The sequence below is a fragment of the Rossellomorea arthrocnemi genome, from assembly GCF_904424705.1.
GTDB lineage: Bacteria > Bacillota > Bacilli > Bacillales > Bacillaceae_B > Rossellomorea > Rossellomorea arthrocnemi.
Map to the genome: position 1 here is coordinate 103,516 of NZ_CAJGBF010000004.1, position 21,973 is coordinate 125,488.

A 21,973-nucleotide genomic window follows, 5' to 3' on the forward strand; every position below is an offset into this window, starting at 1 on the left:
CGGGCAGCGGTACAACATTTCTTACATTAGTTTGTAATCCCTAATTCCTTTTTCACTTTCTCCAGTGTCATACCTTGATGACTTTTAACAGCATCCTTTAATTCATTCAAAGTATGGTTTCTCGTCAGATAATTCGTTTCTACATAACTCCAATCCTTCTGATCGACAATGCCATCTAAATTGATGTCCGCAGAACGATCATCCGTCTGCCATTTTTCTTTCAGGTATAGCGCATCAAATATATCAATGACATCGTCTTGATTCACGTCACCTGCATACGTAAACGCAGTGATGGATGTCAATGTCCCGGTCATTTCTCCATCTTCCTCTTTATTCACCATGATTTCTTTTAAATATGGGAAGTGACCAGGGATATTCACTTTTAGTGTATATGGTTCAGGATCCACCGGTATGTTATCGAAACCGAAGCCTGCTCTTTTAGTGATGTTAGTTGTGTATTCTTTTCCGTCTGGACTAATCAACGCAACGGAAGCACCGACTTTCGAATAGTCTCTGGAAAAATCAACGGAAGTGTCAGGGTTTAAGAAACCTTGGCCGACAAATCCCCCACTGATGATACCCGTTTGTTTGATTAGCTTCAAACCTTCAATATATCCTTGTGCTTGGATAGTGTCCCCATTCGTGTCAATGTATCGATTACTGGTAAAGTTGAACCCTGCAAAGTCAGTCCAATTCTTATCGGTCACTTTAAAGGTAACATCCAACAGTGGAAGTTTTCCTGTAATCTCTTGATCTCCGTTAAGGGTAAGGTTTACCTTTGCATTAGAAACTGAACCGTTAGACACGTCAGTTTGTACGTCTACATCGTAACCGGCTAACGCATCATTTTCTTTAATATCGAGAATTTCCATCGAATCAGTATAGTACAAAGTGAACTTTGCTTCTTTTAATTGCTTTACATTGTTGGCCGTCATCGTAAATGTAACAGTGTCTCCAGGTTTAGCTGACTTCTTATCGTAGGTTCCTGTCATGTAAGAAGTACCTTCTGGAACAAAATGATACGTCTTCTTTACGGTTTTATTCGTCGCAGCGTCCAGGGCATCCAACCCAGCTATATTATTTGTCGGTCGGACAAGAGGGATGTCCATTTCAAACGCACCTTTTTCATCTGGGAAAATTCGGTAATCCGGAGCGTTCATGTACAAATATTCATAAATGAAATTATCTGATTGGCGAACATCAATACCAGCCGCTTGAATATCCTTTACTTCTTTGTCAATTAAAGTTCCGTTTATTGGATAGGATTCTTGACCTTCTGAGAATTCATAAACAAGCTTATCATCAATATTCGTTTTAAATTCTGGTTTTGTATTATCGACAAAAATATCTTCTGTTTCTGTAAAGGTTCTGCCGTTTTCATTCGTTGCAATAAATTTCAATTTATAGTGTCCTTGTTTGGCGAACATTTCCTTTAGGTGGACGGGATAATCCTCATCTCCTGTAAACGGATAATAATTCCCACCATATCCGTACATTCCATATGGGACACCGATTTGTAAGTCACTTCCATCGAAATTTCCGACATATCCAATATCTTCACCTGTTTTTCCATCAGCCAACACAACATCCACTTGCTCCACGTTGGAATTTAACTGGAAACCAAAGGCAGCAACAGGGAAAAATCCAAAATAGCTTCCTGGATTGGTGGTTAATACTTGTTTATCAAATACTAAGAAATCAAATCCTTCTCCAGCAACACGGATCGAAAACGGAATTTGATAGATTTCATCTGAATCGTTTTCATTTTCATAGGTGATGTATCCTTCGTAAAACCCTTGATCTGCTGTTTTGGGAATTATGACAAAGGCATTGGTTTTTTTGGACTTTCCGGGTTTAACCGAGATCTTCTTATCAAATACAACCTGAACACCGTTTTTGTTTGCATCCAGGGAATGACTTGTAAATACAACCTTTCCTTTGAAGGTTTTCTTTTCCTTTCCTTGATTGCTAACTTGTATGGTGCGCTGGTCACGAATATGTTTCCCATCGTTGTATTGGAGGCCAAAGCTGATGGAGCCTGTTTTCTCATCAATGATGACTTCTTCTCCATTTGCAATGTTGGTTGTTTCATCGACTACCTGGAATTGCATGGATGAATGAATCGCTTCATATGGGTCGACTCTTCCTGCACCCACTTCAAAGACGCTATAATCCCCGTTTAACGGATCAGCCGTATTCATCAGGATTGTTTTTATGTCTTCTGGCTGTAGATCCGGATTGGATTCTAATAGGAGGGCAGCAATCCCGGCTACTTGAGGAGCAGCCATGGATGTCCCAGATAATCGCTCATACGCATATTCATAGTTGTCTACATCCTCAGGATTTATCATGTAAGATGGAACAGTGGATTGAACCCCTACTCCAGGAGCTGTCACTTCAGGTTTGATATCATAATTAAATTTAGAGGGTCCTCTAGAACTGAAATCGGCTAAATGATCACCCTCTGTTTGAACGGTGCCGATTTTATTAAACATGAAGTCGTCAGAATTTGACAGGTTATCAAGTAATGCTTCTCCGTCGCTTTTTGTTAAACTGAATGTTGGGATGAAATCCTTATTTTCACCCAGGAAGTAAGGGATATGCCCTTCATCTTCGTTATTGTTGTAGATCATGATCGCTTTAGCCCCGTTTAGCTTTGCATATTTGATCTTGTCATTCAATGTAATTTCCCCGCGACTTACAAGAGCGATTTTGTCATGAACATCTTTCCCGGAATAATCATCAGACCTTCCTAATCCCACTTCTACGATTGGCAGTGCCTGATCTTCAAAATCTTCTATCTTATCACTATAGTGTTTTCCCAATAACTGTAGGGTAACGGACTGCGATGAAAGATGCCCTTCGTATGTCATGATATCAAGTGAAGTATCACTTGCACCAACCGTTAATGCCAGTGCAGAAGATCCTGGTGATCCAAGAGTATAGGCTTCATCACCTGTGTTTCCTGCAGCTACAACTGTAGTTACTCCACTAAGGACGGCATTGTTAACCGCGACACTGGTCGGAAAATAGGGATCATTGATGGAAGCACCTAAGGATAGGTTAATGATGTCCATGCCATCCTCTACTGCTTGATCGATTCCTTTTAGCACATTTTCTGTGGTCCCGCTGCCATATGGCCCCAGCACTCTATACCCATAAATGTCTGCGCCAGGAGCTACGCCTTTCGTGGCATAGACACTATCATTTGTCCCTTGACCGGCAATGATTCCGGATACATGGGTACCGTGTTCAGTATAATAAGAATGCCCCATTGAAAATTCCGGTTTGATTTTAGCGTTTTTCCAGTCCTGGTAGGTTGTTTCCATTGGATCTTCATCATTATCTACAAAGTCATATCCACCTTTGTAGGCATCTCTTAAATCAGGGTGATGATAATCTATTCCAGTATCTATGACACCAATTTTAAGTCCTTTACCGGTCAATCCTTCTTCATGCAATCGATCAATACCCAGGTATGGATTGCTGTCTGCCATTCTAGTAGAAATACCGAGACTTGCTACTTCAGTTGAAGAAGGTGGATCAATTCTAAATGTTTCATTCCCCCAAATCGTCTTTACAGTTTGAGTTTGTAATAATGATTTTACTTTATTCGCTGGTAAGGTGACCGCAACTCCATTAAACGCCTCAGTATAATGATAGTTAATGTTGTATAACTTTTCTTTGGTCTTTTCCTTTGTGAATAGTTCCCCAAGTTCTTCCTTAAACTTCTTTTGCTCTTGGTCAATGGCGTTTTTAGCGTCTGTTTTTGTCAGTTTCTTTCCTTCTGAGCTTGCCTGAAGTTGAGCTGCTTTGACCGGCTTCTGATGCAACTCCACAATAATGGAGATCTCTTCATCGGTATCAAGGTTCACAGCAGAGGAAAACTGCAGCCCTGTTTTGTCGTTTATTTCTAAGTTCTTTAATGCCTTTCTTTGGATATCAGTCAGTTTACTGAGCATTTCCGTATGAGAAACGGGCGTTCTTTCTACTGTCTCCCCCAATGTTCTTTCAGGGGAAAAGGATATTGTGCTGAATATCATTCCCAATGACAGTCCAACTGTGGCTGTTTTTTTTCCTAACTTGTTCATGTCCAAATAATATACTCCTCCTTGATAGGTATTTAGTAAGTCGATTGAATTTTCTTACTATTAAAAAAATCATCTCATAAATATAATGGGGGATGTATTGGGGAAATTTAGAGAACGATGAGCAACGAATGTGACTTGATTCTGGGTAATTCGATTTATTATTTTGTATATTTTTATGTTTTAGCTGAAAATTTTAAAAATGGTGTAGTTCATTTGATCGACTGGTTTTTCCCAAATGTAAATGTATATTACCCAATATAAAGAGAGTAATAGGTTAATGGAATTTCTATGTGAATCGTCTTCATAATTAAAGCTGTTTTCGCATACTTTGTTGCTTTTAAAAGAAAGTTCAGGGGGGGGGGCCGCTTTTGGTGCTCGCTTTCAGCGGGGTGTGAGTGGAGCCTACTCGGGCAGTCTCCTCACCATCCACTATACACACAAGTTAGCGGAGCTTTGGCAAGTTCTTTACTTAAAACATCTGAGAAAAGAGCCAAATTATAAGATACCGGTAAAAAAGGTTTAATTAACGTAAAAATAAATGAAGTATACTCTTTAAAATATTTAATGTTAGGTAATAATCTGCTCACTATATAGTAAAACAAGGAATACTCTCACTTGAAAAATAGACTAAATTCCCCCAAATGACACCATGAAGATTCGACAATATAATTAGAAGTAATCTAGACAAGGGGGGATAAAAGATGAAAAAAAGAAAAATTCCTATGGTTGCTCTAAGCATGGGACTTCTGTTAGGAGCAACGGGACCAATTAGCTTTGACCCAGTTGTACACGCAGAATCAGGATCTAATGCCATGAACGTACTTGCGGATCTTTCGAAAGAACAGCGTGAAGCACTTGATAAATTAGAGGTCAACCGATCGTTGAGAGGACTTCAATTATCGAGGAATATTGATTTGAAAAGTGAAAAAGATGTAACCGTTATTGTCGAATTTGAACAGCTACCTGCAAAGACAGAGCAAATTCAAAAGTCCCTCATGGGTGAAGAAGTTTCCCTTGAAAAGGCAAAGAAAAAGGTGGAAGAGTCCCATGAAAAATTCAAAAAAGACTTAGATGAGAAGGTCGTAAAAAAGACAAAATCCGGAAAAGGCAACTACAAACTTAAGCACTCCTATAAGAATGTGTTCAATGGAGTGGCGATCACTTTACCAGCCAATAAGGTTGAAAATCTATTAGACTCAGACGTTGTAAAAGCAGTATACAGTGAATTAGAAGTTAAGCTGACTCCACCACCTGAAACAACGGAGGAAGAAGGCTCAACAACCAAAGTGGATAGTATTCCCTTCATGAATATCGACAAGTTACATAGAGAAGGGTTTACAGGTAAAGGTGTAAAAGTTGGAGTTATTGACACAGGCATTGATTATCATCACCCGGATTTAAGAGATGCCTATAAAGGCGGGTATGACTTTGTTGATAATGATAACGATCCCATGGAAACAACGTATGAGGACTGGGAAGCAGCTGCTGGATATCCGGAAGTCAACCAGGGCAGCACATACTACACAGAGCATGGAACCCATGTATCAGGGACAATTGTTGGCCAAGCTGAGAATGATTCTGATTATAACGTCATAGGTGTGGCTCCCGATGCAGAATTGAACGTCTATCGTGTCCTTGGACCTTATGGAAGTGGATCGAACAGCGCCATTATTGCCGGAATCGACCGTGCTGTCGCAGACGGGATGGATGTCATTAATCTATCACTTGGAGCACAAACGAACAATCCATTAGATGCTTCAAGCCTAGCGGTGGATAATGCTGTTTTAAGTGGTGTAACAGCAGTCGTGGCTGCAGGGAACTCAGGGGAGCTTGGGAATAGTACATTAGGTTCACCTGGAGCTGCCGCACTTGCTTTGACAGTGGGCGCAAGTTCTGCTCCATCATTTGTCACATCGTATGGTGGTACGTTCTCAGCAGCAGGCAAGGAGCTGGACGGGAACCTTCAATTAATGACCAACAAATGGACGGATGAGTTTAGTAAGCTCCAAGGACAAAGCTTTGAAATGGTCGAAGTGGGAGAAGGCGGACCAGCTGATTACAACGGAGTAGATGTCAATGGGAAAGTAGCCTTTGTTGCCAGGGGTACATATGCTCTCATTGAAAAAATGAACTATGCAAAACAAAATGGTGCTGTAGGCGTTGTGATTTATAATAATAATCCAGACGAAGGCCATATTCCTCATTATCTAGGTGAAAGTAACGACAATATCCCTGTTTTTTCGTTATCAACTCATCCCGGATTAGAAGTGAAAGAGCTATTTAAGGAAGGTACACCTATGATCACTCTTGGTGAAGTAGGGAAAGCAGAAATCAGTGGAGACGAACTGGCTTCTTTTAGTTCGAAGGGGCCGTCAGGAACGTTATATGATATCAAGCCAGAGGTGACTGCACCAGGAGTCAATATTTTATCAACCGTTCCCGCTTATATTCAAAATAAAGAAGATACTACGGATTATTCCCATGCCTACCAACGACTATCCGGTACATCAATGGCCTCACCTCAAGTGGCTGGTATTGCGGCACTGTTACTTCAGGCTCATCCCGAATACACTCCAAGTGATATTAAATCTGTGTTAATGAATACCGCCGATCCATTGAAAAATCAATATAGCGTATTTGAAGTGGGTGCAGGTAGAGTAGATCCAATGCAGGCAATCCACTCTGATACATTGATTTCTGTTCTGGATGAAACGCCATATATTGAAAATGAAGAAGAAATCATCATCCCGGAACAAACTGGTGCCCTAAGCTACGGCTTCATACCGATGGGGGATGAACACATCACTAAAACTACGAAGCTCTCAATTACAAATAATAGTGATAAAAACAATAAATATGACATTTCCGTTGAGTATAATATCGGAGCGAAAGCATCAGGATCACTGGATGCAGAGAAAAATGGTGTAAGGCTGAATGTTCCCGACTCGATTAAAGTAAAGAAAAATAAAGAGGAACGGTTCAATGCATTCCTTACGATTCCGAAATCAGCACAAAAAGGGACATACGAAGGATATATTGTGCTCAAGAGTCAAAAAAATCCGGAAGAAATCTACCGTATTCCATTTGGAGCAAAGGTAGTGGAAGAAGGAATTGGCCACTTTGAAGTCTATACACCGAGTATTTCGACAAACCGTGTGAAAAATCCTTACAGCAGAAAGGCGACCGACCTTGATTTCAGATTAAACTCGCCAATGGAAAGACTGGACTGGGTATTGGTTGACCCTGAAACGAAAGCAGAATTGGGCTGGATTACTGGAGTGAATGCAACAGGAGCCGCAATTGACTATGATTATTTCATTGATGATGGATTTGCAGGTTACTATTTTCCATTTACTGGAGATGAGAAAAAACCGATCAGCTATACAAAAATAAGGGCAGAAGATGGCATATATGAAGTCAAAATGATCGGTACGACGAAAGATGGGAAACAGTTTGCTAAAACGTCGACTATTAGCCTTGATAATGCCGCGCCGAAGATTACCTTTGATGAGACAAATGCACTACCGACAGGAGAACTTCCAATTGTAGAACTGCCAGAAGGCCAAGATACAGTAACATTATCGGGTACCTTGGTAGATCCTGAAATGAGTGAAACCCAAAAAGCAGGTATGTCCCTAACTCCGGCAAATAGCAACATATGGTATGGTCAAACTGGAGCAAATTTTCAACTTGAAGTGGATGAAAATGGGAAGTTTTCAAAAGAATTAAATGTTGGAACAACCTCCATAAGAGAAATGCAATATCTGGGAGCTGATTATGCAGGAAATACGGCAATTCCAAAGGTTGTTTATTATGTGAACGAAGGATCACAATTTGTCTATGCACAACCAGATAAAGAGTCGTATCAAATGGGTGACAAAATTAAGTATACCTTCTATGCAAAAAATTTAAAAAAAGCCCGGCATTTATCTATGACCTTCTATTATCAAAATAAATACTTTGATGATATTGTTGATTTCCAATTAGGGGCTGATATGCCAGAAGGTTCAAAATTAGTAGAGACTACGACTACACCGGGAACTACCAAGACGATCATTGATATTACTATTCCTGACGAAGGAGTCTCTGGAGATGTAGTGTTATTTGAAGTTGTAGCAGATACGAGTGCAGATGAGTTCATAAATGTTTATTCTCCCCTGTTCAGTAACTCTACAATGCAGGTGAATCAAGGTCCCAGAATACAAACGAAGATCGGACTTCACCCTATTTATCCAGCGTTTTCAAAAGTGGATGCAGGATATTTAGGTGCAGAAGGACTGCTTACTGACAAAGGTGGAATAGATCACAGTAGAGATTACTCGACTGTGGGAGCAACTGTTCAATTAAAAGATACGAAAGGGACCATTTATCCAGCGAGATTAGAACCAAATGGAGTCATTTATTTCGATAAACTCCCAATAACAAAGAAGAAATATACTATGGTCATCGATATTCCGGGACACTATACGACATATACCCCCCTTGAGGTTGGCCGCAACGAGAATGGTATCGATATCGGAGAATGGATTTCTTATAGGACAGCTGTATCAAAGCCGGGTGATATCAATAAAGATAATGCCATTGATATCCATGATGCACTTCTACTCCAAGAGCATTGGGGAACAGACTATCGAAATACGGATATAAACTTTGATGGTACGACGGATGAACAAGACTTTACACTTCTTGAAAAGTATTACTTATCAGAAAACGATTTTGTTCTGGATACACCAGATCCTCAATCTGAAGTGAATGGCAAAACGATCGACACGATAAAAGCTGAATTGAAAATTAATCCTTAACAGTTTTTTTTACAACATCTTGGTATTCATCTTACCAAAGGGTAGTCCATTAAAGGACTACCCTTCTTAATTAGCAAAAATACCCTATTATTTCAATGAATCATAATAAATAAAATCAGTGGGAGTGGTAACGATGGGTTCAGGGATTCTTATAAAATTTTATAGAGAGAAAAAAAAGCTAACACAAGAAGAACTGGGAAAAGGGATATGCTCAGTTACACATATTAGCAAAATTGAACGTGGAACCACCCAATATTCCCCTGAAATCACACATTTGCTCAGTAAGAAACTGGGGATTGACCTTGAAGAAGAATTGCAATCGCTTCAGCAATATGAACGCTTGCTTGATCAATGGCTTGATAGTATGGTGCTACAGCAAAAAAGTGAAATTGAGAGATTGAAGAATGAGGTAGAAGAGAATTCACTATTTCTTATCCAATCTGTAAAAAATAAGTATTTCTTATTGCAATCAAGATACTATCTTATGCAAGGAAACATAACCCAAGCAGAAAATCTTCTGGATAAAATGAAAAAACATCGAAAAGAGTTAAACACATATGAAATTCACTTGCTTCATCACCTTTTGGGAATGACAGAAGTACTGAAAGGGGATTTCAGGCAAGCGCTGGAGCACCTGCTTAAAATCAATGAAAAAGAATATTTAAATCATGAATTCTTCTATCAAATCGCCATTGCCTATCATAACCTTCATTTTAAAGTGAAGGCTTATTACTATAGTGAACTTGCCCTGGATTATTTCAGGAAAACAAATAATTTTAAAAAAGTCATTGATGCAGAAACGATCAAGTTGATAAGCGAAGGAAGAAACGAACTTTGGAATTTTAAAGATCTCGTTGATCGATATAATCGATTAATAGCACAATGTGATATTCTCAATGAACCCTCTAAAAAGGCGGCATTATTAAGCAATTTGGCGTATGAACACTCCTATGCAGGAGACAATGATCATGCAAAAAAATACTATGAGAAGACATTATCATTATTGAACAAAAATAAACACACGCCTATTTATCTTAATAATCTGATTGGGTACGTTTATTGCTGTTTGCATATTGAAGGAAACCAAAACGAAGGGCAACTCGAGAAGTTAATAGAAAAAGGAAGTCAAATCGCAAAGGAGATCCACGACCAAAGCAGCTATCTATTCTTCAAAATGCTTCATTTATTACATGAGAATAAGAAAAAGCAATATTATCAATTTATTGAAGAAAAAATCATTCCTATGCTTGAGGAAAAAGGAAAACATCAACAATTAGAAACATATGAAAAAACCATGTATCAGTATTATTTAGACCTGGGAAATCAAGAAAAAGCTCTCCAGTATGCGAGTAGATTGGTTCAAAATGGTTAAATGATATTTACTTTGGAGTTGAAGCTAAATTTCCCATGGTTAATAAGGAGTAATCCTTTAAGTATATACATAATATAACCCTCTAAAGTAGACATTATGGAATACATATCTTTCTATGGAGGTCTTTATGTCAAAATTCAAGATACTGATAAACATCTTCGCCATCTCTCTTTTAGTCTTGATCGGGAGTGGCCAACAAGAAGAAGTAAGTGCATTTTCTACTCAAATTCTTCAAAGAGGAGCAACAGGAGAAGATGTTATTGAATTACAATCGAGGTTAAAGTACATTGGATTCTACACAAGCGAAGTAGATGGTGTATTTGGATATAATACATATTGGGCGGTACGGATATTCCAGAAAGAATTCGGAATGCCCATAGATGGTGTGGTTGGGCCCAAGACTAAAGAAAAACTGGTCAAAGCCACTGTTTATAATAAGTCAGGTTCATCAGGAGGCAGTACAAATGTTCCGAATGGCTACTCACAAAATGAAATACAATTAATGGCTAATGCCGTATACGGAGAATCAAGAGGAGAGCCCTACACCGGTCAAGTGGCTGTCGCTGCAGTAATCATAAACCGGGTGCAGAGCACCTCATTTCCCAACACCATAGCTGGAGTGATCTACGAGCCTGGGGCATTTACTGCAGTGGCTGATGGGCAAATTAATTTGACACCCAATGAAACAGCGAAAAAAGCAGTGCTGGATGCTATTAATGGTTGGGACCCCAGTGAAGGAGCCATCTATTATTTCAACCCTGACACGGCAACAAGCAGCTGGATCTGGAGTCGTCCCCAAATTAAGCAAATCGGAAGACATATATTTTGCAAATAGAATCAAATTTGAAAAGGACATTTGTAATGGAAAATATCGTTTTTAGACCAAGAGTACGGGAAAAGTGTACCTTGGTTTTTTTTATCTCAAAAAGCAAGCCTCTACTAACTCCTCTAAAAACAGCATCATCAAACTCTCATTAAGTTCATAATTCTATTCATTGGACTATATCAACAGAATAGGTACAAAAAATGCTTCCAACCGGAAAATTTGGGTAGTTGATATAGTGATAATAGACCGGTCATTCTGTCATGCATCAAGATACTTCTTATGAGAATGTAGAATGATTCAAGTATAATGCTATTGATTAATTGAGTAATAGTACCTATGCGCTAATGAGTCTCTGCTCCTGGAAACCCCAATACCCCATGCCTGCGAGCTGTGTAATAATATAATTAGAAATCAGAATCTTAATGAAATTCTGATTAGAAGAAAACTTCTTTACTTCGGGCAAAATGAAACATAATACAACGAGAATAGAGGGTGAGAAATGGAGAAGATTGGAACAATTGCAAAAAGAGTAATATCAATCACAATCTTTTTACTCATCATGATGATCATCGTTTCCATCTTCATAAGCCTGAGCAACAGTAAACCGCTATCCTTATTTGGGTACAAGCCGCTGACTGTATTGTCGAATAGTATGGTTCCCACCTTTGAGGCTGGCGACGTGATCATCACCCGAGAGATGGATGCAGAAGATCTTAAAGAGGGAGATATTATCTCCTTTTACAACCAGGAGGGTAACCTGATTACTCACAGAATCACTTCGATTGTTGAGGAAGCTGGAGAAAAGCACTTCTATACACAAGGTGATAACAATAATACGGAAGATGAAGATGTCACCACTCCAAATGAAATCGTAGGAAAGGAACTTTTTCACATTCCCAACCTTGGTTTCCTTTCTCAGTATACGAAGGGCCCGATGGGTTTCTTACTATTCATCATAGTTCCATTAGCGGGGTATGTGTGTTTAACGGTTTATGAAAGAATCAAACAGAAGAAGAAGGAAGAGGAGTTTACCAAATCATAAATAACAATGGGGGATTGACATGTTTAAGTTGAAGAATGCCTTTTTGGGAAGCGCTTTAGTTGGTGCAATCGTTGTGTCAGGGAGCTTTGGTACATATTCTTGGTTCACATCCGAGACGAATGCCGCAGGAGAGATTACGAACGGTACACTTGAAATCAACAATGGTCAAGATATGGATACAAAGATCGTCGAAGCTACTGGGTTTGCACCTTCCCAATTAAAGTACGGTGAATGGTTAAAGATTGAAAACACAGGTGATATGGATGCTTACCTTAAAGCTACCTATAACCAGTCTTTAAGTGCAGATGTTCCTTTAGATGCTTATAAAGTAGGTTATATTGCTTATAAGTTCTCTGAAGGACAAGAAATGACAGATGACATCCTGGAAGAATCAAGAATCTACTTAGATGAGTTATTCAATGGGACAACCAATGAAGTGAAATCTGTGTCCAAAGCGATCGCTCCAGGGGTTGAAATGGTTGTTGGATTTGTAGAGGAAGAAGTTCAACCTGCGGCTAAAGGTATGAGCGGGAAAACCAAGATGGTACTTGGGGATGGTTCTAAAGAAGGAGAGAAGCATGAATTCTGGCAATTGAATGATGACCAATATATTGATCTTTCTTTCGCAATTAAACTGGACGAAAAGGCTGGCAATGAATATCAAGGAGTTTCCTATACATCAAATTTGAATGTAACAGCCAAGCAGATGGATGATGGAGCAAAAAACTAAGGTATCCCTAAAAATAAATACTTCGTGAATAACGTTTGAAAAGACAATCGATGGGAGACAATCCTGATAGATTGTCTTTTTTTTACTCTTAAATAAAGGAGATTGAAAGGTGATGAAGAAGTGCTACTGGAGTGTCCTTTGTCTACTCTTCATAATGTACATGGGAGGATGTCAGGAGAACACAGGGGAGAATGCCTATCAAAACAAGGAGGAGGCGGTGAAAGAGACAATGAATTCGCCAGTCAAAGTGGATCCATCGATTAATCTTTCAAGTGAGAAGGTTATTTCCGTTATTGTTGAATTTAAGACAAAACCTGCCAAAATAGCCGTTTTAGAAGCTGAAGCTCAAGGTATGGATATGACCTTGGACAAAGCCAAAGAACACGTTGAACAAAGTCATCAGGCTTTCGAACAAGAACTTCATACCTTTCTGGATGATAATAAAGTGGATTATCGCATCAAACATAGGTATAAGACAGCCTTTAATGGAGTTTCCATGGAATTGCCTGCATCCGAAATCAAGAGATTTATGGGATCCTCTGTTATTTCCAGGATCTATCCAAATGAGGAAGTCCAACTGGATCCCCCTATCCAGCCTTCAGATCAAATGTAAATATAAAGCTAGCCTCCACCCCTCCATGTATAAGAGATGTGTGGAAGCTAGCTTTTTTAGTCATTTTACATAGGCTCAATCATTTTTGGAAGATAGTATAAAAATGTAAGAGAAATCGGGAAAATAGATTGAGTATTAAGAACTACATCCGATTTCTTTATATTGCTAATTAATTGAAAAAATTTCAATTAAATTAAGAAATAACATGTATATTTGATTGAAAAGTACTTCGTGGAGTGGAAATGTTATAGATTTGATATGAAGGAACTAGGTAAATAGTTCTGTAACAAATGGTTAGGACACCCTTGAAAACCCCAATTTTCTCATGATCAATTATTAGTATAATAGGTGTAGAACTTATATCAATATAAAAAATATAAAGCGTTGGAACGGTTGTTTGGATGAAATGAACCAACTAATCTACATCATCCTGGAGGTTGTATCATGCACATTGGGACATTTATTAAATATTATCGAATCTTTAAGGGGATGACCCAGAAACAGGTAGGTGATGGGATTTGTACACCTGGCCATATCAGTAAGATTGAAAGCGGACATCTACAGATTACAAAAGATAAAATCGAGTTGTTCAATCAACGGTTAGGAATTAACGTTGAAAAAGAGTTAAAGGCGTTTAAAAAATGTCGATTAGATTTGGAATTATGGCACGATGTCATGATCAAACAGGTAAATGGAAAGGTCGAGTTATTGAAAGAGACGATTGAACAAAATCCATTAATCAAGATAGAAACTCTGAATGGCACCTATAAGCTCTTGATAGCGAGATACTTTATTATGAAAGGTGATATGAAAAAAGCTGCATTTTATTTGAATCAGTTTTCTAACAAACGTCTGTCCTTTCATATGTTCGATTATGACTTTCAGTTATACTACCATATAAGAGGCATGTATGAGTTAGAGATAGGAAATCCCCAAAAAGCAATAGTGTCCCTGGAGAAAATAGATCGTGATATTTATTCCAACCCTGAATCTTACTACCATATGTCAGTTGCCTATCACGACCTGGGGCAGCATGACAAGTCCTTCACTAATAGTCAGCTGGCTCTGAACTATTTCAAGGAAACGTTTAATTTTACAAGGTGTATAGACGCTGCTACGATTCAGTTGGCAGCGGAAGCCAGAAGAGAAGAATGGAATCTAGTATCATTGGTAGAAAAGTATGACGAGTTGATCCAACATTGTGATAATCTGCATGATCATAGAAGAAAAGCCATTCTTCTTCTGAACTTAGGAAATTTATATCGAGACGTAATGAACGATAGAAAGGCAAGAGATGCTTTTCAAGTAGCATATGGATTATTAAAGCATGAGGCCGATAAAGAAATGTATGTAAAAAGCCTATTTGGGTATATTGACTGTTCCATGAATGTAGACGATTCTGCAAATAATGAAAAATATGCAAGTTTAGTAGAAATCGGAAAAACATTGGTGGGAGATAGGGGAAATTCGGTTTTGAATGCTTTCTTTACACTACTTGAAATCAGGGTCAAAGAGGGAGAGGGAGCGTACTATCAATATATGGATCATGTCATCATACCTCTATTAAAGGAAGAAGGGCAATACCCTCAGTGCAACTATTACATTCAAAAGCTCTACACCCATAATCAAATGGATGGGAAAGAGGTAAAGGGAAAAGAGTGTGTTTTGAATTAATCAATAACCAGTAAAGGAGCGGTTAGATGGAAAACCCGGATCGTCTGATTTCCTCATTTGATGAGGTGTCATTCAGTGATTATAAAATGCCAATCATCTGTATCTATTCCAGTCCGAGAGATTATCAGGGTATGTTTGTAGCTAGGCTATTCGATTTGAATCAACCTACCCATACTATTTTAATGAGGCCATCATTAGAAACGATCAGAAATGAAATTCCCGGACGTTTCTCCTTAGTACCGAAAGCAAAAGGAGAAGATTCCACTATTGTTGAAACTTGGATATAATTTATAGAAAAAAACATACTAACATGAGTAGCACAAACCATGGCCTTGGTTTGTGCTACTCATGTTAGTATGTTTTACGTGTTTTCATTGGCGGATGGATAGAATTTACTTTCGATTTTCTTATACTCCTCAAGTTTTTTGGTGAACCGTGCCAGCTTATGGACTTCTTGCAGGAGGAAGGTCTTATCCAATTCATAGATGACTTCTCTTTCTATATGATCTATCGTATTGCAGGCGAAGTCCCAAAGATCTTTATGTTTGGATGGTTGAATGGATTCTGCAATAAGAGCGAGTGCCCGCACAATGTCCGTGATAACAAGATGATTGTCTTTTGCATAATGGCGAATGTAGCCAAATCCGCGATACAGATAATAATCAAACGGTTCAGATTGGAGGATGACCCGGATCCTCCCTTCCTCATCGATTAAGTAAGGCGTGAAGGATAAATGATCCTCTATTGTCAGCATTAGATCAGCCATCTGATCAATTGTATTGGAGGCGGTTTTAGGATCATCATTCCCGAGTGATTTAATGGCCACTTCGGCCAGCTTATGAATCCCCATCTGCAAGTCTTGAATTTCTGTTTCTTTATGCCCCATTTCAATGAAGTCGAGGTAATCATTTGTTGCAATATCCTTTGTGTCAGGTCCCCAAATGCTTACAATTTCATTACCGGCTAAAATGTAGTCCCCCACTTTGTAATGAATCTGGATGACGAGATTCTCAGCCTTTGCCCGTTGAATCATTCCTTGAAAGTCGATTAGTTGAACGTACCCGGAGTTTCTGGCACTCACATGAATGATAGTATGTTTAAACTGATCCATCGTGTCGCCATGCTCTGTTGTTCGGTGAGTTTCCAAGTCTTGTCTAAGTGTTTGGTTGATCATTACTTCAGATACCCGCTTCATGTTGTACGTGATATTATGAACCTGCATCCACGTTGATGCGTGGTTAATGAAAAAAATAAAGGTGAGGGCTGAAAGGAACGCCAATAAAATTGTCATGACAGGTGCAGCAACAAACATCTCTTTCTTAGAATTTCCGATAAACAGGAACAAGAGAAGGACATAAACAAAACTGCCGTTGAAAATCCCAAGGGCGTGCTGCGTTTGTTTGTCCGAGATGAAATCCAACAGCATCCTTGGTGAAAATTGTCCACTGAACATCGTCAATACGACGAGCAGGGAGTTGAGCGTGAAGGCGCTGAGTGTGAGAACGCCGCCGATGAGTGTACTCACCAATATTCGGGTGACTGAGGCGTCCATACTTATTAAATCAGGAGTAAACTGTGATATTTCAAGGTAGAGATCAAAATAAAGTGTGATGGCTACCAGTATTAAAGAAACACATATGTACAAAAAAGGCATATACCAGATGGTCAGGCGGATTTCGTGCATACGCTGACGTTTTGACATGAGCATATATTTTCGTATGGAAAATGGAAGCAACTTTTTCAACATGATGGATACGGTTCCTTTCTAGTAAATGGATATGAGTTAGTTTTCCCTCTCTATCAGGGTTAAAACGTCCTCCATTAAAAAGATTGATAGAAGCAGTGTTTTTTAAAGAATTTTCTCAAGTAAACCTATCGGAAATGGTTCAGTATTTTTATTAGAAAGAATTTTTTAAAAATAACAAAAATGGTATTGACGAAGGGATGAATCCCCTATATAATCCAATTCATACTCAAATTGCAGGTAAAAAATGAAACGTTATATCTCTTATCAAGAGCGGCGGAGGGATAGGCCCGATGAAGCCCGGCAACCTACAGGATCAGACTGTAAAGGTGCCAATTCCTACAGATTCCATTTGGATCTGGAAGATAAGGGGAGGAGCATGACTAATTAGCCCTCTTCTTAAAGAAGAGGGCTTTTCTTTATACCCTCTTCTTTCCACCACTTACCCGATACGCCCCGTGGATCTTCAGGCAGGAATGATCAACCTTACGTATAAACCCGATAGAAGGAGGATGAATGATGTCAACGATAAATGTAGCGCTTCTGGGCTTTGGAACAGTTGGTCAAGGGGTCTGTGAAGCCATTGATACTCATCAGGACAGATTGAAGGAAGTACTCGGTAAAGAGGTGAAGATAAAGGCCATCCTCATCAAGGATCCGGCTAAACAAAGGGAGATTGATCCGTCTATTAGGGTCACGACAGAATATAAGGACATTCTCGACATCCCCGACCTTCATGTGATTTTTGAAGCTATAGTAGGCGAAGAACCGAGTTATACGTATTTATCGAAAGCGATCAAAAAGGGGATCCATATCATTACGGCCAATAAAGCCATGTTTGCGAAATACGGTCCCGACCTTTTGGAGAAGGCTTCAAAAAATCGGGTATCTGTTGGTTTCGAAGCCACTACAGCAGGTGGGATTCCGGTAATTGGAACCATCCGTCAGCTTCTGAAGGTAAATGAAATTCAAAGTATTCAAGGTATATTAAATGGGACATCCAACTTCATTTTATCCCAAATGAGGACGCGGGAACTCTCCTTTGCAACCGCTCTACAGGAGTCTCAAGAAAAGGGGTATGCCGAAGCAGATCCGACGAACGACATTGAAGGATATGATGCATTTTATAAGCTGCTGATTTTGAGTCAGACTGCCTTTGGAAGGCAGCCTGACTGGAAGGATATCAGAAGGAAGGGGATTTCTCATCTTACTTCAGAATGGCTGCAGGCAGCCGAGTCCTTCCGGCTGCGATTTAAGCATGTAGGTTCTTTGGAACGTGACGGATCCAATGACATCAAGGGAGAAGTAGAACCGATCCTCGTCCACGATACCCATCCATTTTACGGGGTGGAGAATGTGGAAAATGCGATTTCACTAAAAGGAAGTCTTGTGGGGCGAATCACATTGCTCGGCCCCGGAGCAGGTAAATGTCCGACGGGAAGTGCCATGGTGGAGGACTTTCTATCGCTTATTCAAGGGAAATATACGATTTCTCCTGAAAGCACGGTGAATCGTGAGGATGTACAAGAAGATAGCCGCCGGCAATGGGTATTGAGAATTCGTGAAAATGAAGAATATCAAAGCTGGCTCACGCTGTTTACGTTAAAGGACCGTATTCAGCTTGGCGGTGACCTGTATGTGTTTGTTGAAGGAAGAAAAGAGGACCTTAGATCCCTCCTTCAATCACATGAACATATTCAGGCTGTATCGATTTTAAACGAAATTCCTCTTGAAAATGAAGTGAAAGAAGGCGTTGCTGTTTCCTGACGGCATTAGCAGGAGCATATAGATCTGATAGAAAGTAGGGGATCACTTGAGTATCATAGTACAGAAATTTGGTGGAACCTCTGTAGGTTCTACAGATCGGATGAAACGGGTGGCAGGTTATATCGTGAAGGAAAAAGAAAAGGGAAATGATGTTGTGGTGGTCGTGTCGGCGATGGCCAATACGACGGATACCCTTGTGAAACTGGCAGAAGAACTTTCTGATGTACCTAGTAAAAGAGAGATGGATATGCTCTTGGCAACGGGAGAGCAGGTCACGATTTCCCTTCTCACGATGGCTCTCAGGAATAAGGGATTGGAAGCAGTGTCCCTGACAGGTCGGCAGGCGGGGATCCAAACCGATGCAGTATTTGGAAATGCCAAGATCACTTCCATTGATACGGGAAGGGTAAAAGAGGAGTTATCCAACGGACGTATCGTCGTTGTGGCCGGCTTTCAAGGGGTCACCGATGAAGGTGAACTTACTACTTTAGGCAGAGGGGGGTCAGATACTTCGGCTGCTGCACTGGCTTCAGCCCTGAACGCGGAACGATGTGACATTTATACAGATGTGGATGGGGTGTATACCTCAGATCCGAGAATGGTCCCACGGGCTGCCAAAATCGAGGGATTATCTTATAATGATATGCTCAGATTTTCAACGATGGGAGCCAATGTCCTGCATCCAAGAGCGATTAAACATGCCAGGGAACACAATGTACCCATAATCGTCCGCTCAAGTTTAAGGGAGGGGCGGGGGACCCTTATAAGCGATAAGGTTGAAAGGAATGAGGCCATAGTAGGCGTAGCCTTCCAGGAAGATATCTCCGTCCTGACAATTCATGGATGTGATGGCGGGGAATCCTTGATCCTCTATGATCTTGATTCTCACCATATTGAAACAGAGAGAATTAAGCATCGACAGGAGCTTACCTTGATCATTAAAGACCACGATGCTCCAGCAGTGAAAAAAATCGTGAGCCAGTATAATCAGGCATACTCTCATGTAGAAATAAGGGATGATTTATCGAAGGTATGTGTGATTGGAAGTATCCATTCTTCAGGAGAAGTAAAAGAAAAGGTAACCAATGTTTTTCATGATTATCATATCAGCAAGGTGTCAGTGTGGGAATCGTCAGTGGGCCTGAGCGCCATTGTCGATCGCTCTGACGTTCTAAAGGCCGCGAGAATTCTTCATATGCACTTTGGATTGGATTATGTAGAATCTAAACGAGCGATTCTGTAAGAGGAAAGCGTATAGTGCCCTATACGCTTTTTTTCGTTTATGGACTGATTAAGACAGGTGTACCGATTGGAATGATCCCCGCCAATTCTTCTACATCTTGGTTGTTCATTCGTATACATCCTCTGGATACGGCTTTTCCTATGGAACTCGGGTTATTGGTGCCGTGGATCCCATAGCTTTCTTTGGATAAACTCATCCACATCGTTCCAAAGGGTCCACCTGGATTCGGTGCTTTGTTAATGACGATGAATTCTCCGATAGGCGTTTCGAAAAGTACCCTGCCCACTGCAATGGGGTATTGCTTTACTTGGACCCCATCTTTGAATAATTGGAGAGTACGGTTGTTAACAGACACTTGAATTCGATAGGGATTTCCGGCAGTATCGGGAATGCCCGGAATGTTGACCGTTTGTCCCGGGTATAGTTGATCCGGATCGATACCGGGATTAGCGCTGATGATGGCAGGCAGAGGAGTTCTGTAATCCCTTGATATCTGGCCAAGGGTCTCGCCTGTCTTTACTGTGTGAATCAATGAACCACACCTCCCAATTACACTTTCTTTTCATTCTATGTGCAAGGGGAAAAGTGGTTCGAAAAGCTTACGATATAAAAAAGCCTGCATCAATGAAGGTGCAGGCGCGGCTACAGATATTATTGTGGAAGGTTCTGCTGCAGGACAGTCGTATAACTTTGCAGCATGAGGGTCATATCCTGTTCATTCAACTGGGGAACCTGATAATAACCGTGTTTATTTTGATAAAGGAAAACTTCATAACTCATTTCAATGAAATTCGGTACACTGTCTGCAACCACCCTGCGCAACACGGGGTTCGTCATCTCGAGAGCCGTCATGGCAAGAAGTGTGGAAAGAGATTTCGTTTGGCCGAGCATATAGGCAGACAAGCCTTTATCTGAAAGCTCATTAACAGATTGATTCGGTTTTTTGGGTGCACCAGGTTTTATACCGTAAGTGGTCGTATGGTTTTGTTTCATTTTGTATTGCTGAGTTGGGACTACTGGGTCATGCCCGGTGGAGAAACTTCCAACGATTGTATTATACATAGTCGTCACAAATGCAGATTGACGCTTTACAATATCTTTTAACTCCGGATCCTGAATGTGTTGATCGTACATTTGATATTGGTCCAGCATGCTGATGATCCCTGCGATGATTTCATGGGCATCGAATAACTCATGACCACCGTGATCTTTACTTTGAGTATTCATCATATTCGGTGGCATTTGAGCCCCGGATTGTGGCATCATATTTGGTTGACCTTGGTTTTGCATACATATTCCTCCTCGTAGATAATGGTTTCGATGATTAGAGTAACCTCATTAAAATAAAAATATGTATGACTCAAGGGGATAGGCCTAATACTTCTTGGCATGTCCGAATACAATAGGGAGAAGTTCTTTCGAAGGTGGTCGATCATGAGTACATTTATTAGTTATATCGTTTTAGGCCTATCTCTTTCTGCACCCATGGGGCCGATCAATGCTGCCCAGCTGGACAAGGGTATCCGCTTCGGATTCTTCCATGCGTGGCTGGTTGGAGTTGGGGGGATGGCGGCGGACGGGATCTTTATGCTCCTCATATATTTCGGGATTGCCCAATTCATCGACACGCCGGTCATTAAATTATTTTTATGGATCTTTGGTTTTTTTGTTTTAACCTATACAGGGATTGACAGCATTCAAAAGGCTGGGTCTACCGTTTCATCCTCTCATCAAAGTCCAGATGAAACGAAAGGGAAAGCGTTCCGTACGGGCTTCTTAATGGCAATCTCGAATCCTTTGAGTATATTATTCTGGCTTGGGATTTATGGTTCGATCCTCGCTCAAACGTCCAGTTCTTACGAAATGGGGCAGCTTTTTTTGTATAGCATGGGGATATTTCTCGGCATCACCCTTTGGGATTTGACGATGGCCGGTGTTGCGACGGGTGCAAGGAAGCTTTTGAGTCCCCTTATCCTCTGTATTATTTCCATCGTTTCCGGTATGGTTCTGATGGGATTTGGCATTTATTTCGGGATAGAAGCCTGCCGTTTATTGTTTGGCTAGACAGA

The 21,973-nt window shown here is 40.2% G+C and carries 15 protein-coding genes and 1 riboswitch; of the genes, 11 read left to right on the forward strand and 4 right to left on the reverse strand.

Annotation, left to right across the window (positions count from 1 at the left end):
• Positions 1 to 26: 26 nt before the first annotated feature.
• A complete protein-coding gene (locus BAA9072_RS07890) occupies positions 27 to 4,091 on the reverse strand; it encodes a S8 family serine peptidase (protein WP_230980803.1) in 4,065 nt (1,354 codons plus the stop codon).
• 701 nt (positions 4,092 to 4,792) lie between these two features.
• Here BAA9072_RS07890 and BAA9072_RS24585 point away from each other — a divergent pair.
• The 8 genes from BAA9072_RS24585 (at position 4,793) to BAA9072_RS07930 (ending at position 15,437) form a co-directional block, all read left to right on the forward strand.
• Complete coding sequence (locus BAA9072_RS24585; RefSeq protein WP_201714141.1) at positions 4,793 to 8,893, forward strand: S8 family serine peptidase; 4,101 nt, start codon at positions 4,793 to 4,795, stop codon at positions 8,891 to 8,893.
• A gap of 133 nt (positions 8,894 to 9,026) precedes the next feature.
• Positions 9,027 to 10,265 (forward strand): helix-turn-helix domain-containing protein, encoded by a 1,239-nt coding sequence (locus BAA9072_RS07900; RefSeq protein WP_201714142.1) that lies wholly within the window; start codon positions 9,027 to 9,029, stop codon positions 10,263 to 10,265.
• Between the two features lie 127 nt (positions 10,266 to 10,392).
• Positions 10,393 to 11,100, forward strand: coding sequence for a spore cortex-lytic enzyme (gene sleB / locus BAA9072_RS07905; protein ID WP_201714143.1), 708 nt, complete (start codon positions 10,393 to 10,395; stop codon positions 11,098 to 11,100).
• Between the two features lie 490 nt (positions 11,101 to 11,590).
• Positions 11,591 to 12,133 (forward strand): signal peptidase I, encoded by a 543-nt coding sequence (locus tag BAA9072_RS07910; protein ID WP_201714144.1) that lies wholly within the window; start codon positions 11,591 to 11,593, stop codon positions 12,131 to 12,133.
• Between the two features lie 19 nt (positions 12,134 to 12,152).
• Complete coding sequence (locus tag BAA9072_RS07915; protein WP_201714145.1) at positions 12,153 to 12,863, forward strand: hypothetical protein; 711 nt, start codon at positions 12,153 to 12,155, stop codon at positions 12,861 to 12,863.
• Positions 12,864 to 13,080: 217 nt separating this feature from the next.
• Positions 13,081 to 13,476 carry a protease inhibitor I9 family protein gene (locus tag BAA9072_RS07920; protein WP_230980794.1) on the forward strand — a complete coding sequence of 132 codons (396 nt, stop codon included), beginning with the start codon at positions 13,081 to 13,083 and terminating at the stop codon, positions 13,474 to 13,476.
• Positions 13,477 to 13,920: 444 nt separating this feature from the next.
• The gene (locus BAA9072_RS07925) at positions 13,921 to 15,150 is read left to right on the forward strand and encodes a helix-turn-helix transcriptional regulator (protein ID WP_201714146.1); all 1,230 of its coding nucleotides are present in this window, start codon (positions 13,921 to 13,923) and stop codon (positions 15,148 to 15,150) included.
• A gap of 26 nt (positions 15,151 to 15,176) precedes the next feature.
• Complete coding sequence (locus BAA9072_RS07930) at positions 15,177 to 15,437, forward strand: hypothetical protein (protein WP_201714147.1); 261 nt, start codon at positions 15,177 to 15,179, stop codon at positions 15,435 to 15,437.
• A 74-nt stretch (positions 15,438 to 15,511) separates the two neighbouring features.
• On the opposite strand, the gene BAA9072_RS07935 is transcribed toward BAA9072_RS07930, so the two are convergent.
• Positions 15,512 to 16,897, reverse strand: coding sequence for a DUF2254 domain-containing protein (locus tag BAA9072_RS07935; protein WP_201714148.1), 1,386 nt, complete (start codon positions 16,895 to 16,897; stop codon positions 15,512 to 15,514).
• 258 nt (positions 16,898 to 17,155) lie between these two features.
• Positions 17,156 to 17,266: riboswitch (SAM riboswitch) on the forward strand.
• 144 nt (positions 17,267 to 17,410) lie between these two features.
• On the opposite strand from BAA9072_RS07935, the gene BAA9072_RS07940 reads away from it, so the two are divergent.
• On the forward strand, positions 17,411 to 18,661 hold the full coding sequence (locus BAA9072_RS07940; RefSeq protein WP_230980795.1) for a homoserine dehydrogenase: 1,251 nt from the start codon (positions 17,411 to 17,413) through the stop codon (positions 18,659 to 18,661).
• A gap of 46 nt (positions 18,662 to 18,707) precedes the next feature.
• Positions 18,708 to 19,904: an aspartate kinase gene (locus BAA9072_RS07945; RefSeq protein ID WP_201714149.1), complete on the forward strand. Its 1,197-nt coding sequence runs from the start codon at positions 18,708 to 18,710 to the stop codon at positions 19,902 to 19,904.
• A gap of 37 nt (positions 19,905 to 19,941) precedes the next feature.
• On the opposite strand, the gene BAA9072_RS07950 is transcribed toward BAA9072_RS07945, so the two are convergent.
• Positions 19,942 to 20,436, reverse strand: coding sequence for a L,D-transpeptidase family protein (locus BAA9072_RS07950; RefSeq protein ID WP_201714150.1), 495 nt, complete (start codon positions 20,434 to 20,436; stop codon positions 19,942 to 19,944).
• Between the two features lie 119 nt (positions 20,437 to 20,555).
• Positions 20,556 to 21,194: a spore coat protein gene (locus tag BAA9072_RS07955; RefSeq protein WP_201714151.1), complete on the reverse strand. Its 639-nt coding sequence runs from the start codon at positions 21,192 to 21,194 to the stop codon at positions 20,556 to 20,558.
• 144 nt (positions 21,195 to 21,338) lie between these two features.
• On the opposite strand from BAA9072_RS07955, the gene BAA9072_RS07960 reads away from it, so the two are divergent.
• On the forward strand, positions 21,339 to 21,968 hold the full coding sequence (locus BAA9072_RS07960; protein ID WP_201714152.1) for a LysE family transporter: 630 nt from the start codon (positions 21,339 to 21,341) through the stop codon (positions 21,966 to 21,968).
• Positions 21,969 to 21,973: the final 5 nt, after the last annotated feature.

Bases quoted from the DNA above. Each gene is read 5' to 3' on its own strand.
- BAA9072_RS07910 (WP_201714144.1), top strand. From the start codon at position 11,591: ATGGAGAAGATTGGAACAATTGCAAAAAGAGTAATATCAATCACAATC.
- BAA9072_RS07940 (WP_230980795.1), top strand. From the start codon at position 17,411: ATGATGTCAACGATAAATGTAGCGCTTCTGGGCTTTGGAACAGTTGGT.
- BAA9072_RS07900 (WP_201714142.1), top strand. From the start codon at position 9,027: ATGGGTTCAGGGATTCTTATAAAATTTTATAGAGAGAAAAAAAAGCTA.
- BAA9072_RS07915 (WP_201714145.1), top strand. From the start codon at position 12,153: ATGTTTAAGTTGAAGAATGCCTTTTTGGGAAGCGCTTTAGTTGGTGCA.
- BAA9072_RS24585 (WP_201714141.1), top strand. From the start codon at position 4,793: ATGAAAAAAAGAAAAATTCCTATGGTTGCTCTAAGCATGGGACTTCTG.
- BAA9072_RS07935 (WP_201714148.1), bottom strand. From the start codon at position 16,897: ATGTTGAAAAAGTTGCTTCCATTTTCCATACGAAAATATATGCTCATG.
- BAA9072_RS07955 (WP_201714151.1), bottom strand. From the start codon at position 21,194: ATGCAAAACCAAGGTCAACCAAATATGATGCCACAATCCGGGGCTCAA.
- BAA9072_RS07925 (WP_201714146.1), top strand. From the start codon at position 13,921: ATGCACATTGGGACATTTATTAAATATTATCGAATCTTTAAGGGGATG.
- BAA9072_RS07930 (WP_201714147.1), top strand. From the start codon at position 15,177: ATGGAAAACCCGGATCGTCTGATTTCCTCATTTGATGAGGTGTCATTC.
- sleB (WP_201714143.1), top strand. From the start codon at position 10,393: ATGTCAAAATTCAAGATACTGATAAACATCTTCGCCATCTCTCTTTTA.
- BAA9072_RS07890 (WP_230980803.1), bottom strand. From the start codon at position 4,091: ATGAACAAGTTAGGAAAAAAAACAGCCACAGTTGGACTGTCATTGGGA.
- BAA9072_RS07960 (WP_201714152.1), top strand. From the start codon at position 21,339: ATGAGTACATTTATTAGTTATATCGTTTTAGGCCTATCTCTTTCTGCA.